8 protein-coding genes are annotated in these 15,592 nt (G+C 38.8%); all 8 read right to left on the bottom strand.

Features of this window, described 5'->3' with window-relative positions; all coding sequences use genetic code 11:
• Positions 1-7: 7 nt before the first annotated feature.
• Positions 8-3,277: a SusC/RagA family TonB-linked outer membrane protein gene (locus H8796_RS11515; protein WP_117937063.1), complete on the bottom strand. Its 3,270-nt coding sequence runs from the start codon at positions 3,275-3,277 to the stop codon at positions 8-10.
• 16 nt (positions 3,278-3,293) lie between these two features.
• Positions 3,294-5,516, bottom strand: a complete 2,223-nt coding sequence (locus H8796_RS11510; protein ID WP_117937061.1) for a fasciclin domain-containing protein — start codon at positions 5,514-5,516, stop codon at positions 3,294-3,296.
• A gap of 14 nt (positions 5,517-5,530) precedes the next feature.
• Complete coding sequence (locus H8796_RS11505) at positions 5,531-7,099, bottom strand: polysaccharide lyase family 1 protein (RefSeq protein ID WP_117937059.1); 1,569 nt, start codon at positions 7,097-7,099, stop codon at positions 5,531-5,533.
• A gap of 90 nt (positions 7,100-7,189) precedes the next feature.
• Positions 7,190-9,619, bottom strand: a complete 2,430-nt coding sequence (locus H8796_RS11500; RefSeq protein ID WP_370449215.1) for a glycoside hydrolase family 88 protein — start codon at positions 9,617-9,619, stop codon at positions 7,190-7,192.
• A 302-nt stretch (positions 9,620-9,921) separates the two neighbouring features.
• Entirely contained in the window at positions 9,922-11,232 is a 1,311-nt protein-coding gene (locus H8796_RS11495; protein WP_117937055.1) for a glycoside hydrolase family 28 protein, read from the bottom strand.
• A 287-nt stretch (positions 11,233-11,519) separates the two neighbouring features.
• Positions 11,520-11,924: a hypothetical protein gene (locus H8796_RS11490; protein WP_117937053.1), complete on the bottom strand. Its 405-nt coding sequence runs from the start codon at positions 11,922-11,924 to the stop codon at positions 11,520-11,522.
• Complete coding sequence (locus H8796_RS11485; RefSeq protein WP_117937051.1) at positions 11,921-13,465, bottom strand: rhamnogalacturonan lyase domain-containing protein; 1,545 nt, start codon at positions 13,463-13,465, stop codon at positions 11,921-11,923. The genes H8796_RS11490 and H8796_RS11485 overlap by 4 nt, the downstream gene beginning before the upstream one ends.
• A 513-nt stretch (positions 13,466-13,978) precedes the next feature.
• On the bottom strand, positions 13,979-15,442 hold the full coding sequence (locus tag H8796_RS11480; protein ID WP_117937049.1) for a glycoside hydrolase family 28 protein: 1,464 nt from the start codon (positions 15,440-15,442) through the stop codon (positions 13,979-13,981).
• Positions 15,443-15,592 lie beyond the last annotated feature (150 nt).

Raw genomic sequence — 15,592 nt, 5'->3', positions numbered from 1 at the left:
AAATGTATTAGAAATTCAAATTTAAACCACAAGAAAAACGGCGAGAGCAAGGTGTATTTGCACTATCTTTCGATAGTTTAGAAGCCGAAGTAGGAAGAGACGCTTCCGGATCCTGTCCTGTGTAACCAGTCCAAGTTAACAAGTCATAACCAGTAACAAAGAAATTAAGCGTATTGATACCTAAATAATTGCACACCTTTTTAGGCAAGGAATAGCTCAACGACAAAGTCTTTAAACGAACATAAGAAGCATCTTCTACAAAACGGTCTGACCCTAAATAGTTATATCCCTCATTATATAAAGCACGTGGAATATCCGTATTATCTCCTTCATTTCTCCAACGCCGCAAAACCGCTTTACTTTGGTTATTGGCATTATACATAGATTCATTATCCATACGAGTCGCATTAATAATTTTCTGTCCAAAACGACCATAGAATAATGCATTCAAACTTAGACGCTTATATTTAACGGTAAAGCCAAAACCACCAGTAAGAATCGGATTACAGTTGCCCAGATAAACAATATCGTATTCATTTATCACACCATCATGATTAATATCTTCATAAATAGCATCACCCGGACATACCTGCTTAGCACCATTCTTCATAACAATTGGTTTACCGTTCACATCATTCATAACATTTCCCTCTTTATCTCGTGCATAAGTAGTCTCCTGATTCTGATAGACTCCTTTGTAACGATAACCATAGAAAGAACCAAACGGGCGTCCCTCTTCAATGCGAATAGCATACTCACCATTTTTAAAGGTATAAGGCTCCGGATTCATTGTTTCAGGCAGTTCGGTAATTTCGTTCGTGTTACGGCTCAAGTTAACATAGGCACTAACACGCCAATCTTTCTTTTCATACAATACACCATCGATACGGGCCTCCCATCCTTTATTCTCCATTCTTCCAGAGTTGTACCATTTATTCTTAGAGAATCCTGTAGTAGTCGGCATTTTCGGTTCTTTCTGCAGCAAATCTTTAATATATTTATTATACCACTCAAAAGTCAGCCTTAACTTGCCATGGAAAAAGCTAAAATCACCACCCAAATTATATTCTGTTGAAGTTTCCCATTTCAAATTGTTCAACTGCATTCTGCTAGGATAAATAGCAGACATATCCATATATTCTCCTCGTGAACTATAAGCTCCATAATAAGCGGCCGTCCCTTTGGGAGCATTACCACTTTGTCCGATGCTGAAACGAAGTTTGATTTCATCCATCCAGTCTTCTGTATTTTTCATGAATGGTTCATTTTGCATATTCCAAGAAATTCCCACAGTAGGAAAAATACCCAAACGTTCTGACTTACCCATTGCAGAATTAGCATCCATCGTTGCAGAAGTATGGAATACATAACGATCCAACAAAGTATAGTTAATCAAACCGGTTCCGGAAATACTACGTGCTTCCGACTCCCCTGAACCCAGACTATAAACAGAACTACCTGTAATCGGATCTGCAAGACCAGATGAAGCATTACCATAAGAAGTACTTGTAGCACTAGAACTGGTAGCCTGCGTAGTACGGAATACAGCAGTTGCAATCAAATTATGTTTATCCTTCCAGTTTTTATTGAATATCAATTTGTTTTCCGTTTGCAACGTTAGACTCTCTGAAGAAGCAGCAGTACTTTGGTTGGCATATTCACTTGTCCAAGCCACTCCCGTAGCAACTTGAGGAAGGAATTTGTCTGTTGTAGTAGTCGACATCTTAAGAGAAGCATAAGCCGAATACGTCAGATACGGAAGTATTTTATAATCAATACGGAAATTAGCACGGCTATCACGTGACATAGTATTTTTATAACTCTCGTTTGCCATAGCTACCGGATTAAAATGAGAGGCACTATTGTTACTTGCCTTAAATTCACCTTCCCAATCCTTCGTCTGATAAGAAAAATACTGTGAAGAACGATTTCCATCTTCATCCATATAATAAGGAGATTTATTCGGCATCTTTTTAAACGCTTCCGAACGTACATTGCTATCTTTTGGTGCCCAATTGTCATCCTTATCAGACTGTGTAAAGTAGAAATCTGCTCCGAATCTCAACTTATCCGAGAAATTATAGTCTACACGCAAAGATGAGTTGAAACGTTTCAGTCCTGTACCGATGGTTGTACCTCCTTCACTTAAATATCCCAATGACAGACGGTAAGTAGCCTTTTCACCACCACCACTCATAGAAAATGTATTGTCTGTAGTAAATGCATTCTGACGTACCTCGTCCAGCCAGTTCGTATCTACATTATATTCATTGAAATAGTTCCAATTGGGCGAGTAGTTGATTTCAGGTGTATCATACAAATACTTTAAATAAGTATCAGCATTCAGTCCCGTGTAGTTAGCACTATTCCACAAAGCCTCCTGCACCATAGCAATGTACTCTGATCCATTCAGCATTGGAATACTATTCGGTTCGAATTTCGCAGTGAACTTAGAAGAAAAATTAAATGTTGTTTTTCCAGTCTTACCTTTCTTAGTTGTAATGGACAACACGCCGTTAGCACCTTTCGTACCCCAAATAGCTGTAGCAGCCGCATCTTTCAAAACCTCTACCGATTCTATATCAGTAGGAGCAATATTCAATAAAGCACCTAAATCTTCTTCATTGGCAGTAGAGAAATCGAAATCATCATCCAGTTCTTGTGTATAAGGAACCCCGTCAATCACAATTAATGGTTCGACAGAGCCATTCAACGTACTGGTACCACGAATACGGATGGAACTCCGTGCTCCCGGATCAGCGCTCAAAGCAATATCTACACCACTCAACTGACCTTGTAGGGCTTCTTCTACCGTAGCTATCGGAGCAGCAGCAATCAAATCTTCCATCATTACCTTCTGGGTCGCAGACACATTCTCTTTATGTCCGATACCCATATTATTACGTTCGATACGTTTGGCAGTGATAGCAACCTCATCCAACGTTTCCACATTGGACTCCAGTTTTACATTCAATACCTTCTGACCAGTATATTTGATTCGTTTCGTTTTCATACCAATGTATGAATATACCAATGTCAGATTGTTTTCTTGTGCAGGAATTTGTAAACGGTAGTCACCATCCAAATTGGTCACCGCACCTCCTACAGAACGGTTTTGAGCATTCACAATATTCACATTCGCACCGACTATCGGTTCGACCTGATTTCCCAGTATTTCGGTCACCTTACCGGACACGACTTGTACCTGTGCGGCTACTTCCCCTGTCCCCAGAACAAGTATCGCTATCAGCATGTATTTTACTAATTTCATATTCATATTAAATTCGGTTATATCAAAGGACTGTATCAATCAACTGAAAACATCCGTCGTCAAACGCAAACGGGAAGAAATTATAATCAGAAATCACGTTTGCCACTTTTCCATCTACCATTATGCTTAATAAACTTCCGGAATCTGTATACGTCAAAGACTTTCCACTAGCAGTAACATATGTAGAACTCTTCATAGCCGACCCCGGATAAGGATAAGAAATAAGTGCATTTTCCCTATCACGTATAAAATATGAAAGCAGGTATTGACGAAGTTGCGAACTACTAGTTACCGCTCCGGTCGCATCCATGCCCGGAATTTGCCCTGCAGCTATTGCTGTACTAATGGCTTCATTTGTCGGAATAAAGCCTATAACATGAGAAGCTCCTGCTAGTCCGAATATATAGTTGCTAGACATTACCATACCAGCTTTCTGCAACAGCTGTGCAAACTGATAGTAAACATAACGATTATCATTACAAACGCTTAATTTATGTTGCAACCCATCACCTTCTTGCGCTTGAAACAAAGCTGTTCCACTATACATATAAGTTCTTCCATTATTCCAGTTGTCATTGCCGTTCTTTACTTCTGTAAATTCAGAGAAAGGTTCCACATTATTATCCGGTTCCAAAATTTGATTATAAGCTGCACTACTTGTTATCTTCCCGTCCTTCACATACCAATAATTAAAACCGGTTTGTGTAGCAAGAACCTGTGTCCCATTTGTTTTCAGTCCGTCTACACCAGTAGCCGTATGTATGTTTACAATAGTTCTCATTACAGAAGAAGAAACATCTACCAATCCATCCTCGGTTTCTTGTTGTAACTTACTTCCATCCGCATAAGTTCTCAAGTAAATATCTTCTGACTCTATTTGTTCATTAGTAGGCACTAACAAGACATACTTCGTATCTTGTGAAGAATAGGCAGTTATCAGTCCAGTCCCATCCAACATATAAAGATAATAATTACAATCTTTGTTACGAAAAGCCGGTCCGACTACAGAAGCAAACAAAATAGGTGTATCAATTGTATTTAATCCATAAAAGACACCATTGACACACATTGATTTATCAGTCACCTTAGAAGGATCGAAGTTAAAGACCATGTCATACATATTCTTAACTTTTCCACTCGTAATTTCATCAGGGAATGCAATTCCATCTTCATAAATAAATTGATTCAACATATATTTCATTGCTAAATCATCTACATCATCCAAAGATTCATATCCACCCTTTTCCCAATAATTATCAAAGAAATTATTCATTGCCACATCTGACGGTGCAAATACACTATATGCTTTTGATGCATTATTGGCTACATCCGAATATTTCGTTGAATACCATTCCACAGCTATAGCAGGCAAAGAAGTACCATGTGTATGAATAAAAAGTGAATCTGCCCCCAAGGCTGCTCCAAAATCTTTAGATAAGGTAGCGTCATACGTATAAGTGGTATTTTCATTATATAAGTTGAAAAAAATCGAATAATTTTCATTTGATTCCAACTGGGTATAAATGGTTTCCAAAGGTTCAATTACCTGATCAACAATATATACATAACCATTATCTGCCAAAATTTCATATTCACTAACAGCAGCATTGGAAACATTGAATCCCCCTGTCCCTTTCCATGTGGAATTAGGATAAAAATAGGTATAATTAGATGCTGCATCCAATTTTTTTGTATCCCAAAAACGGTAAGAGAAAACCGGAATAAAACGGTCCAGATGATAAACCATACGCCGCTTACCTGTAGAGGCTTCTACTTCCATAGTAGGAACATTACTACTGCGTGTACGAAACTTATAATACAGCCCCGCATTCTTATTCATTTCCTCATCAGTTATTAAATCACCTTCCGGACGAAAATTCACCAACTTATTTTTATTGTAAGAATAATAAAGCAGATGAAAACCAATCACTTTTTTCAATTCATCCAAATTTATTTCACTGATGTCAGAATAGCCGTGCTTCTCCAAATAGGCCGAAAAAGCCGTATCATCCGGAGCCATCACAGTCAGGATACTTTTTCCCTCCATAATAGGCTTAAAACCTGCCAACTCTACTGCCTGCAAAAATAGCGAGTAGTTCCCTCTATCTTCCAGGACTTCCCAAGCACTACCTTTCAACCATTCAGGTTCTTCATAATGTTCATCTATCTTATCTGTACATGAGGAGATAAAGAAAGGCATGAACAGTATACAAAGTAGTACTGTTGTAAATGTCATGTTTTTCATATTACACAAATTGATTATTGTTTATTCTTATTAAGTTCATACTCATATTCATCAGGATACTCCAATGAAAGGGCATAATTTTCTATATTCAAATAGCCATTTTTAGCCTCTTTTACAGCATCTGTCGGATCATTTTTGTCTAATCCCCATGCGTCTTCGAAAGCATCCGGCATCCCATCATTATCTGAGTCCAGAGGTTTCTCTGCAGCATTTATTGTACCAGGACCTCCCAACGGAAATTGTTCTGTTTTACGTTCATCTTGAATAATCGTTCCTTTTCCTCCCAACGAAGTAAGTTCATCTATCAAGTATTTATCTACTTCATCACGTACCGGAAGATAAGCACCTACTTTTTCAACTACCCATTCATAAGCTTCCTGTGCACTTTTCTGACTGCGTATGATCGGATGTAAATCGGAACGAGCCTCAAGAAAAACAGGAGAACCACTACAATATTGTGACCAATTTTCTTGTGTTATTTCTATTCCGTCTAATGCACCATCCTTATTATTATCATAATAATTACCTTTACAATAAGTATTAAAATTGCTGTTACCACCAATAAATGGTCGTGCAGGACTCATTGGAACATATTCTGTCTTAATTGATTCATCAGGTTGTGCCACATTCTGCCAATTATGACAAGGACCAACTATAAAATAGTTGTTTTCAATGGTTGTTTCCGATTTACCTTGAGAATCACCACTCATATTATAAGCAGCTCCACTTCCCCAATTGTATACAACGTTGTTAACAAACTGGTTTAGTCCTTTAACTTTCGGGTTTCGAGTTTTATTATCAATATATAAATTACGGAAAATCGTACACCCATTCGATATATCAGTTTGCATCAGACCACCACATGAGTGATTCTGCAAACCCTGCCCGATTATAGAATTTTGTATTGTTATATTCTTTGGTGCAGTTCCTTTACCATCAGGATTGATAGAAAAACATTCATCTCTTCCCCAAGTTATAGAGCAATGATCGAATATCATATCTGCTCCATTAGCCGCTCCGCAAGCATCTACCTGATCGCTTGGATAGGCAGCTCCCATACGTATACGTAAGAAACGAACAATTAGGTTATGTGCTCCAGAAGCGGAAACACGTCCATTATAAAGAACGATTCCATCACCTGGTGCAGTATGCCCTAAAATAGTCTGATTACTTTTCAAAACAATAGGATCCTTACTCAACTTTATAACACCAGATACATCAAAAACAATAATACGCCAGGGTTTACTTACTGCATCACGAAAAGATCCAGGACCCGCATCATTCAAATTAGTCACATGATAAATTTCCCGTCCATCACCCGCACGAGCGCCTGTTACATTTTTCCCATATCCTTCTGCACCAGGAAAAGCAAGTACCCCATCATCAAAAACCGGGAAATTAAGCCCTTGATCCGAGCCTTCCCCTTGATCACCAAAATCCCCATTTTGCGCTTGATCTGTTGGCAAATTGGGACTCAAGTCACTCCTAGCATCCTTATCAACACATGCAAACAAAGCAGTAATAGAAAGACAGGAAACTGCTAATATTCCTACTTTTGCTTTTAATAATGTAATGTTTTTCATATATAATTAAATTAAATAATTAAACTATTTGTAGATATATTTATTTAAACACGTATAAAATCTCGTTATTTCACAATTTTTATTTTCATATTATTTATTCAACTCAATACATCCCATAATGAAAGGTCCTGTTGCTTTAGCATCATTATCTCTCATTTTCTCTCCTATATAATATTCGAAACTGCCATCCCGATAAGGCTTACCACCTAATCCACCTACTTGGCAACATTTGGTTAATGTCAATGTTCCGTCTGGATTGGAGATCAGTAGTTTATCGCACAGACCTTTAAAAGCCTTTTCTGCAATGGCACGATACCGACTATCAATGTATCCCTTGTTCACAGCTTTCACATAAGCATACATACACTGTGTTGTAACAGATGCTTCCGGGAAATTACCTGTACGTGAAGGTTGGTCAATCACCTGATACCACAAACCGTTTTTATCCTGGTATTTTGAAAGAGTTTCCGCTAAGCCCTTCGTCCATTTAATCATATCAGCATAACCTGAATGATCTTGGGGAATATATTCCAAAGCATCTACCAAAGCCATAAACCACCAACCGATACTACGTCCCCAGAAATTTGGGGAATGACCGGTTTCCGGATCAGCCCATCGCTGACTCCGATCCTCATTCCATGCATGATAATAAAGTCCAGTCTTGGCGTCATAAGTATGTTGATGGCAGAGAGTGAACTGTTTAACAGCCTCATCAATCCATTCCGGATGATTGAATTCAGCTCCATATCGAGCCATAAAAGGAGAAGCCATATACAATCCATCCAACCACATCTGATAAGGATATATTTTTTTATGCCAAAAACCTCCATCTGTTGTACGAGGTTGTTTTTTCAATTGATCTATCAGATTCTCAATAGCCAATTTATATTTCTCTTTTTTGGTTTCATCGTATAAATCAAACAGAACTTTCCCGGAATTGATATAATCCAAATTATAGGTTTCTTTCTTATATAAATGAATATCTCCTTTATCATCTATCAAAGAATCAGCCCATGCTTCCACATAATCAAAGTATCTCGGGTCTCCTGTTTTCTTCCAAACCTGTAACATTGCGCAACAACCTACACCTTGCGCATAGCCAAAATACAGGCGTTTTCCATGATCCAACTGCCAAGCTTCTGGAAAACGGCGAATTTCCGAATCGGCAAATAGTCGATAATAAGTGTCGGGAGCAAAAGTATCTGTACGGAAAGGAACTGCCGGAAGTCCGGCTTTATTAAACAGATTCACTCTAAAGAAAGTCCCATAACCGTAGCGTACAGCTACAGGTACAGAGACATAAGTTGAAGAAAGTGTGATCGAACTTCCATCAATTACGGCTTCAGCCGGATAAAATCGCGCATCACTACCAGCAATAAAAAATCCTTTTACCGGTTCATTGCCAGGTGTCTGCAGGCCACCTTCCGCAAAATCAAAATCTAATGTAATTTCTCTCCCATTCACTTTCATAGATTTGTAGAGAGGTCCTGAATAAACAATCTTTTTACCATATTGCTTTGCTAATGCCCAAGCTGCCAGCCGTTCGCCCGGTGCAACTTTATTTCGTGGATGTATGTCTGTAGAATCGGCTGCATCCGTCACTACTGCCATACCAATGTTTTCAAGTCCACCTAACCATGTTTTTAATTGTGCTTCACGAATACCTGCCGGTTGTTTATAATGTGGTGCAATCTGTACAAAATAGAATGGCATATCCGGCTGATTCCACTCTTTCCGCCAACTATTTATCAAATTAGTAAATACTTCCTGATATTTCTCATAGCGAACAGAGTTTGACTCTCCCTGATACCATATATTCCCTTTCACAGTATATCCTACTATAGGAGCAATCATACCATTCCACAATGTAGCCGGAACCTTGCACTTATCTTTTTCCTTACTCACCTTTTCCTTTGAATACTGTTTTAAGACGTCGGCATACAGCGGATTGTTTTCCATCACTTTCATACTGGTCCAGGATTCGGCATGTGTTCCTCCCCAAGTAGACTGAATTAAACCAACCGGTATACTCAATTCCTTATACAATTTACGTCCAAAGACAAATCCTACAGCAGAAAAGTCTTTCAGATTCTCCGGACTACAAACCACCCATTTCCCAGTACAATCCTCTTTTTCACCATCAGGTGCCATCTGATGTTCTACATGAAACAGACGGATTTCCGGAAAATCAGCATCTTTCATTTCTTCCGCTTCATTCAACATTCCTGTTTTCCATTTCACTTGCGGATTACGAGCTACTGGAAATTCCATATTTGACTGTCCGGTACAAAGCCAAACTTCACCTATTAATATATTATTGATATGAATCTTATTATCACCTTTCAATATCACAGACTGTCCGGAAGTGGCTGCCGGTGTTTGTATCATCAATTCCCAATGACCGTTTTCTGAAGCAACCACCTTATATTTCTTATGATCCCACGAAGTCTTTACCTGAATCTTCTCTCCGGGACGTGCTTTTCCCCAGAAACATACTTTCGCATTTTGCTGAAGTACCATATTATCTGATAATATGGAGGGAAGTTGTATATCTGCATAAATTCCCAAAGGGAAAAAACAGATCAATAACCACAGACAAAAAATAATTCTACAGAATTTCATTGTATTTTATAGTTTTAGATTCAATGTTTTACTAAATAAGTACATGTCAAAGATACCGTATTACATGGCAGAATTAAAGAAAAGGAATATGGAGAATTCGACTTTCTTATGTAAATTCATATGCGTACAGCCTATCAGACGTCGTTTTTGTACAATTTTACAGGCCATGTACAATTTTCCAGTCTTTCTGCCATTCTTTTTTAATTCACCTTAGTTATTTCAACCTTTCTTATGATGAGTGAATCAATTATGTTTTCATCTATCTTCACATCCTTTTTCGCCTTGATAGCCAGATTGTCGAAACAGAAATTGGATAATTTGTACTGATTTGATTTCTCTACAGCAAAAAAGGAATCGCAATCCAGGCGAATATTACGCATCGTTATATAGCTGGAATATGAGACCGGCATATCTTTGCGATCTTTCAGATCATAAAACTGTGTCCATGGAGCAATAAAGATACAATTGCGAACATTCCCTTTTATGTCTTCAACCAAGATGTACTTATACTGTTGAGGAGTATCCGGACGCATTTTCAACCATAAAAGGCGTTTAGCCTGATCCAAATCACAGCGCCGGAGAATTATATTATGATTATAGATTGACTCACTTCCACAAGTCAGCACTCCGTGACAAAATCCGAAAGCACAGTCTTCAATAATAATATCACAATTGCCACCATTATCGGGATCTTGATCCGCCCAGGGTCCTTTCCCGCCTTTCAAAGCAATTGCATCATCGTTGACAGACATATAACATCCCTTAACCAGTACATTTTTACATGCATCAATATCAATAGCATCTGTACTGGGAGCTTTTACAGGGGAAGAAGGAGAATAGATATATAAATCCAAGAGTTTTACACTATCACACTTATAAATGTGAGTCGTCCAAAACGGAGAGTTCACCAGCCGTACATCCGAAATCTGTACGTTATTACTATGGGATATATGAAGCAAACGGGGACGTAATTCATCCATATTAGTACATTTAGGAATAACCCGCCGCCGCAACCAGAATGATTTCCAGTATCGCTCACCGTTTCCGTCAATCGTTCCTTTCCCAGAAAGAGTAAAACCATCAATCTTATCAACATTAATCAAGGCAGAAAAGTATTTCAGATTCTGTCCTTCCATCCGTGTTTCTATTACAGGAAAGTTGCTAATGTCATCACTACCTTTTAATATAGCCTTTGATTCCAGATGTAAATGTGTTCCCGGTTTGAAGAAAAGTGCGCCACTAAGATAAGTGCCCTCCGGAATGACAACAACTCCCCCACCATTGTCGGATGCCAAATCTATAACAGCCTGGATTCTTTCAGTTTGTAGCAGTGTACTGTCATTCACTACTCCATAATCTGTAATCAAGAATTTCTTTCCCATTATACTGATATCAGTTTTCTCATTTTGGTAAAACCAATCCGGTATCATTTTGCCATCGGGAAATTTCTCCTGACTAAATAGTTGTAAGCTACAACATGCCGCTACTATTAAAATTGCTGATTTTATCATTTTCTACTGCTTATTACTTTTTCTGCAAAAGTATCGCATCTGCCCATTCACCCCAAGCTTAAGGATATGGAGATATTGATTTTCTTATGGAGTTCCATGCAAAAGCCTCAAATACTACTTATTCGTATACAATATTCCATATCCGGATACACTTTTCTACATACCTAAAATCAGTATAATTTCTCCGTCTCCTAAATAAAAAGCGCATCCTCTTTATAAAAGAAGACACGCTACAAATAGACTTTTTTCTTATATCGACGTCTGGAAATTAATTCCCCGGCAGAATATTATCTCGTAATCACAATTTCTCCTTTACGTCCGCCACCACGGAGAAAGAACTCATAAATGTTACTACCCGAATCTTTTATTTCAAGCAGTTCTAAATCCGTACTCCTTGTCTGTTCACCTCGTACAACAGTCTTTAATATTCCATCAGTTTTCTGCCCGGCTGTGAGTCCTCCTTTCCAAGTAAGTATATACTGTCTACCTTCTGCAACATTAGTTATCGCAATCTTTTCTGTGGACAAAGTCATACACCAGTTATTCGGTTGCTCCAGTTCGACAGTAGTATCCCAAGTGAAATGGGGATTTCCAGTCATGCCTGCTTCCTCTGCAAGAACCTCTTCTTTGCTACATGATGTAAAAAGGACACATAGTAGCAATAGAGGAAAGAATCTACATTTTTCTATCATCTGATAATTTTCAATTTAGTTATTTCACCATTATCTGTTGTCGCTTGTAAATCAATCCCTCCTTTATAAACAGACAAGTCTACTTGTCTATCAGAAAAAGAGACCTCCTTCCCATTAATATAAAAATGCACAAAAGCTTCCGCACCCTTACCTACCACTTTTGCAACATCCCCTTCAACAAAGATAGCTGCATCTTCCAACCATCCATAAACAGTATCTTCATCACCTTCTGTAAGAAAACACCCCACTCCGGCATTATATAATTGACTATCCGTTTTTAATCGCAAAAAATCCATATCAGGAAGATTTCCGTCCGACTTACGAGGTAGAGTGAGTTGAGAGGCATCCAGACTGACAAAATCATCATCCGTCACAACCATCCCCACCGGAAGGAAAGAATTATTCACTATTTCACATTCAGCCTGATTAACATCTATGATATGCTTTCCCGAAGATCTCGGTTTGTGCGACAAGTTATTCTTAATAATATGACCATACCCTGGCACATCAACAGCTTCCGATGCAGTCTTTCTATTCAGCATACAGAAATTAGACGGATTCTGATAACCTGTATTATTATACCAGGCTATTCCTCCCAAATGATGGTTAGCATAGAAACCTTTATTTTTATTCATATAAGCGAGACAATACCGGACGATGTGCATGGGAATTACACTTGGTGCTTTGGGATTATCACTCATTCCATATCCTCCCGACTTAAATCCGGTGCCATCACCCGCCTTGCCACCATCTTTCGTGTATCCATTCAGGAAAGACCAACAGTTATCAATGGTAAAAGCTGCCTGACAGTTTATCAGATCAAACCCGTCATCACTATTATACCAGGCACGGCAGCCTCGGAATACATTACCCGTATATTGGGGCGAAGTAAGATGTCCCCCGAATCCATCGACGTTTCCTCCTTTACCGCCATCGGATACAGGGTCATAATTATTGTATGCATCACAATTCAACACCAGATTGTTTTTACCTGTCACTATATAGAAGCCGATAGCCATGCCGTCATGCATCGACAAATACTCGTAGACATTATCACTGCCCCCTTCATTGCGAAAACATTCGGACTGGGTATGTCCTACAATAGTCACTTGTGTCCCCACTACTTCTATATTTCTGAAATGCAAATAAGAGCCACTCACATAGAATACAATAACACGTTCGTTTTCCGGCTTTACTTCCGAAAGATCAAAAACAGGACGCTCATTCTTATAGCCGGAGTAACAGATTCGTTTATCCGGACCAGTTCCACTCTTTGACATTTTAAACACCCGGCTCCAAGTGGTACTTCCAGCTGTATAATGTTCCATTATCTCTGCTTCCGACACTCGATATGTCCCTTGCCGGATATATACAGTATCTCCTGCCATCACTTTTGATTGTGCTTTGCCCAAGGTGGCAAAAGGCTTATCAATCGTCCCACTGTTCGAATCATTTCCATTGATGGCCACAAAATAGTTCGTCGCCGGAAGAGATAAAAGGAAACATCCTATGAAAAAGAGAAAAAGACCAATGCGTTTCATGGTATATCATTATTATGTTATTGCAAAGCTACTGCTTTTTATATCACAAGAACTGTAATATCGTACGTAAAGAATAGAATTTTGTGACAACTACGTTTATATCATTTACTTTCCATAGGAAAATCCCAATCAAGTTATATTTCATCTTACATTAAAGAAGAAAAAAGCTGACCCATCTTTCATAATCCTCTCCACCGTTTTTAATAAATTATTGAGGAGTTTATTATAAACGTCACCCCAATTTATTATAAACTATAAATTCCTAATTTAAGAGCATAACCATGATTTTTTGCAACAAAAAAGGCTACAAATCCCATAAAGATTCGCAGCCTTTAGCTCATACGAAAACTCTCACAGTTTAACTACTGCAAGAATTTCCTACTATATTGTCATCATATTGTACCAGTTTCTTTTTCATTCTTTTTAATGATACCTTTTATTCATTGATATTCACATCCACAAATATACAACATAAAAAAGGCTTTGTCAAGAGCATTCCGCCCATAAGAAGAATTATTTGTAATTAATCTCAATCTTACTATCCACATTATCCGTTTGACGCAACCTGCTTTTATCTTTTACCTTCAAATGGATATCCTGCAACTGGAAGTTCTTTCCATAAGTTATCTTCCCGACAGATTCCACTTCCGCACTAATATCAGACAGATAAAAATTCTCGATACGATGACTGGCATCCCACCCTGAAGCAGAAATAAAACGTTTTGCCGCACCTGCCCTTACATGAGAGAAATACACATTCCGAAAATTAGGATACCCCTTTTCTTTCGGTTCTACCGGAGTCAGCATCGTAGTCCAGTGTTCAGGAACTTCTTTCCCTTCATATTCTTCCGGCAACGCAGAATAACTGTATTTTGGATTCCAGTTCAAATCGACAGACAGAATATGAGTGATGCTATCAGCTTCAACACGTGTCATATAGATGTTCTCAACCGTTCCGCCACGATTCATGGATGATTTCAGACGTAGGGTCGTTCCTGTACCATAAGCTGTCAGATCATAGGCCAGTACATTGCGAATGGAACCAGAAGTTTCACTTCCGCAAGTCAGTAACCCCGCACCTTTACGGGCAATACAATTACGAACCACCACATTCTCTGTCGGACGGTTCACACGCAGCCCGTCCGCATCACGCCCTGCCTTGATACAAATATTATCATCGTTACAATCCACATCGCAGTTTTCTATCAGAATATTAGTGGACGAATCAATATCAATGCCATCTGTGCTCGGTCCGTGACCACCTACATTATTATTAATAGTAAGACCGTTCACCGAACAATGATCTGAATACAAAATCTGGCAAGCCCAAAATCCGGTACGCACCAATGTAAAATCTTTCAAGGTGATATGTTTGCTATTGGAAACCAGTACTCCCCGTACGCGCTTGCAATCATAATCCACAATCCACCGCAAATTCTTCTTCTCATATTCCTCCCGCATAGCCCAATACTTATCCCAGAAAACTTTTCCGCGACAATCTATAAATCCCTCCCCCGTAAGGGCGGCATTTTCCGCATCCATTATATTGATAACAGCTGAAGGCCACGTCATTTCGATACCGGCAATACGGGAAGGAAACTCCGGATAATCCAGAATATTCTCACTTGCCAGCAAGGTGGTGCCCTTACTAAGATGTAAATTCACTCCGCTCTTGATAAACAAGGCTCCTATTTTATAATATCCCGGAGCAACAACAACCGTACCTCCTCCCTGTTGATAACAAGCATCGATAGCCGCTTGAATGGCATGGGTACTGAATACAGAGGTATCATTTCGCAATCCGAACTTCCCAGCATCCCATTCCTTGTTTTTGGGAGTTTTTTGCGCCCCCACCTGATCAGCCCACGATAAATCCGGCTCTACAGACGCGCTTCCCCAATCATAAACGGAAACTGTCTTTTTGGGAGTCGTAAAACCAATCAATGCCAATAGTACAATAGATAAAAGATATTTCATAATTCTTGCTTTTAGTTCACGTTGCAAAATTATCGCATCTCATCAAAGAGGTAATGGACGGATGTACGTAAAAGATAGAATATTATGTCGAATAGATAATTAATTTCAAAAGGTGCACAATTGTATATAGTCTTTGTACATTTCTCCATT

Source organism: Bacteroides sp. M10 (genome assembly GCF_014334015.1).
In the GTDB taxonomy this organism is placed as follows: domain Bacteria; phylum Bacteroidota; class Bacteroidia; order Bacteroidales; family Bacteroidaceae; genus Bacteroides; species Bacteroides intestinigallinarum.
Note: the sequence above shows the minus strand (reverse complement) of the source record. Positions and strands in the feature narration are given on the sequence as shown.

Coding starts and splice junctions, on each gene's coding strand:
- H8796_RS11485 (WP_117937051.1), bottom strand. CDS start 13,465: ATGAAACGCATTGGTCTTTTTCTCTTTTTCATAGGATGTTTCCTTTTA.
- H8796_RS11495 (WP_117937055.1), bottom strand. CDS start 11,232: ATGATAAAATCAGCAATTTTAATAGTAGCGGCATGTTGTAGCTTACAA.
- H8796_RS11480 (WP_117937049.1), bottom strand. CDS start 15,442: ATGAAATATCTTTTATCTATTGTACTATTGGCATTGATTGGTTTTACG.
- H8796_RS11515 (WP_117937063.1), bottom strand. CDS start 3,277: ATGAATATGAAATTAGTAAAATACATGCTGATAGCGATACTTGTTCTG.
- H8796_RS11490 (WP_117937053.1), bottom strand. CDS start 11,924: ATGATAGAAAAATGTAGATTCTTTCCTCTATTGCTACTATGTGTCCTT.
- H8796_RS11505 (WP_117937059.1), bottom strand. CDS start 7,099: ATGAAAAACATTACATTATTAAAAGCAAAAGTAGGAATATTAGCAGTT.
- H8796_RS11510 (WP_117937061.1), bottom strand. CDS start 5,516: ATGAAAAACATGACATTTACAACAGTACTACTTTGTATACTGTTCATG.
- H8796_RS11500 (WP_370449215.1), bottom strand. CDS start 9,619: ATGGTACTTCAGCAAAATGCGAAAGTATGTTTCTGGGGAAAAGCACGT.